At 77.0% G+C, this 1,970-nt stretch carries 1 protein-coding gene and 2 pseudogenes; all 3 read left to right on the forward strand.

The genetic code is table 11. The features are described 5' to 3' along the window. A pseudogene (locus tag DY240_RS32315) lies at positions 1-518 on the forward strand (hypothetical protein); the annotation flags it as partial. After that, positions 515-1,264: a sugar isomerase domain-containing protein gene (locus DY240_RS22990; protein ID WP_119662105.1), complete on the forward strand. Its 750-nt coding sequence runs from the start codon at positions 515-517 to the stop codon at positions 1,262-1,264. The pseudogene DY240_RS32315 and the gene DY240_RS22990, both read left to right, overlap by 4 nt. 10 nt (positions 1,265-1,274) lie before the next feature. Then, positions 1,275-1,970 (forward strand): annotated as a pseudogene (locus DY240_RS22995) (hypothetical protein); the annotation flags it as partial.

Here is a 1,970-nt window from a genome sequence, read left to right on the forward strand (position 1 = left end):
ACCGGCTGGCGGCGCTGGTCGCCGCCGAGCTGCCGCTGACGCCGTCCCACCGGCCCGGCCCGGACGCCGTCCGGCTGCCCGAGTCGCGGACGGTCCGGCTGGCGCCCAAGACGGCCGCCGAGGTGACGGCCGCGACCCGCGCCACGGCCGCGGAGGCGGCCGACGAGCGCACCCGGCAGGTCTTCGAGCAGGGACGGCGCATCGCCCGGAACCTCGCCGCCCGCCGGCGCGGCGAGCCGTACGACGTCGACGTCCAGGCGGTGCGGCTGGGCGGCGTCACGCTGGTGGCGGTCCCGGGGGAGCTCTTCCTCGGGCTGGGCGAGGCGATCCGCGCGGCCGCGGGGCCGGACGTCATCGTCGTGGGCTATGCCAACGGCTACCTGGGCTACCTGCCCGCCCGGCGCACGCCGCCGACGTACGAGACGCTGGTCAGCCCCGTCCGGCCGGGCAGCGCAGAACAGGTCGTCGACGCCGCCGTCGAGGTGGCGCGGTCCGTCACAGGTGAGGAGAGCGCGTGATCGCATCGGAGTTCGCCGCCCGGGCCGCCGGGCTGGTCGAGCACGTCGTGCAGACCCAGCTGCCCGCGCTGCGGGAGGCCGCGGAGCTGGTGGCGGGGTCGATCGCCGGCGGCGGCGTCCTGCAGGCGTTCGGGACCGGCCACTCGCGCATCGTCACGCTCGAGCTGGCCGGCCGCGCGGGCGGGCTGGTCCCCGTCGGCATGCTCGCCGTGAAGGACCTGGTGATGTTCGGCGGCGAGGATCCCGCGGCGATCCTCGACCCGGCCTACGAGCGCGAGTCCGGCCTGGCCGAGCGGATCTACGCGCTGGCGCGGCCGCGGCCCGAGGACGTCTTCCTCATCGTGTCGAACTCGGGCCTCAACGCCGCCGTGGTCGAGATGGCCCAGCTGGCGCGCGAGCGCGGGCACGGCCTGGTGGCGATCACGTCGCTGGCGCACACCCGGTCGGCGGCCGCGCGGAGCACCGGCGGGCCGCGCCTGGCCGACCTCGCCGACGTCGTCATCGACAACGGCGCGCCGGAGGGCGACGCCGCGATCGAGCTGACGCCGGGGGTGCGGATCGGCGCGGTGTCGTCGCTGACCGGGGTGCTGGCGGCGCAGATCCTCACCGAGCTGGTCTGCCGCCGGCTGCTGGAGCTGGGGCAGCAGCCGCCGGTCTACGTCTCGGCCAACCTGGCGGCGGGCGACGCGCACAACCGTATGATCCTGGAGCGCTACCGCGACCGGGTCCGCCCGATCGAGCCCTGAGGAGAGCCGCATGAGCGACACCGCCCGGACGGTGCGTGTCGCCGCGGCCGGCGCCGGCCTCGTCGCCCGGATCGGCTGGCTGGTGCTGCTGGCCCTGGTCTGCCTGATGCTCGTCGTGCCGCTGGCGTGGCTGACCGGGCTGGACGGCGCCGAGCTCTGGGACCGCGACACCCGGGCGCTGACGATCACCGCTTCGGCGCTCTGCCTGCTGCTGGTGGTCCTGACGGTGCGCACGGTGCTCCGGCTGCCGCGCACCCTCGCGCGCCGCGAGATCGTCGTCGACGCCGGCGGGCTGCTCGTCGCCGAGCACTCGACGTGGTGGCACCGGGGCGGCTGGGCGCGCATCGGCTGGGACGGCATCCAGGTCGTCAACGCGCCCGCCCGCGGCACCGGCCCCGGCCAGCTGCTCGAGCTGTACCTGACCCGCGAGGTGCCCGGCCTGCCCGCGTTCGCCGCGACGGACGTGGCGGTCGAGGCCGACACCGAGATCGAGGGCATCCGCGTCCCCGCCCACCGCTGGCGCATCGGCGGCCTCGCCGATCCGGACGCCGCCCGCGCGGTCGCCGAGGCAGTGGCCGCGCGCCGTCCGGACCTGTTCTACGCCGGCGCCGACGTCGACCAGTGGTTCACGCCGCCGCGCCGGCCCACCGCACCCGCCGACCCGCCGCCGCGGCCGGTCGCCCCGGACGACGACGTCGCGTCGGCG

Source organism: Jiangella rhizosphaerae, assembly GCF_003579925.1.
In the GTDB taxonomy this organism is placed as follows: Bacteria; Actinomycetota; Actinomycetes; order Jiangellales; family Jiangellaceae; genus Jiangella; species Jiangella rhizosphaerae.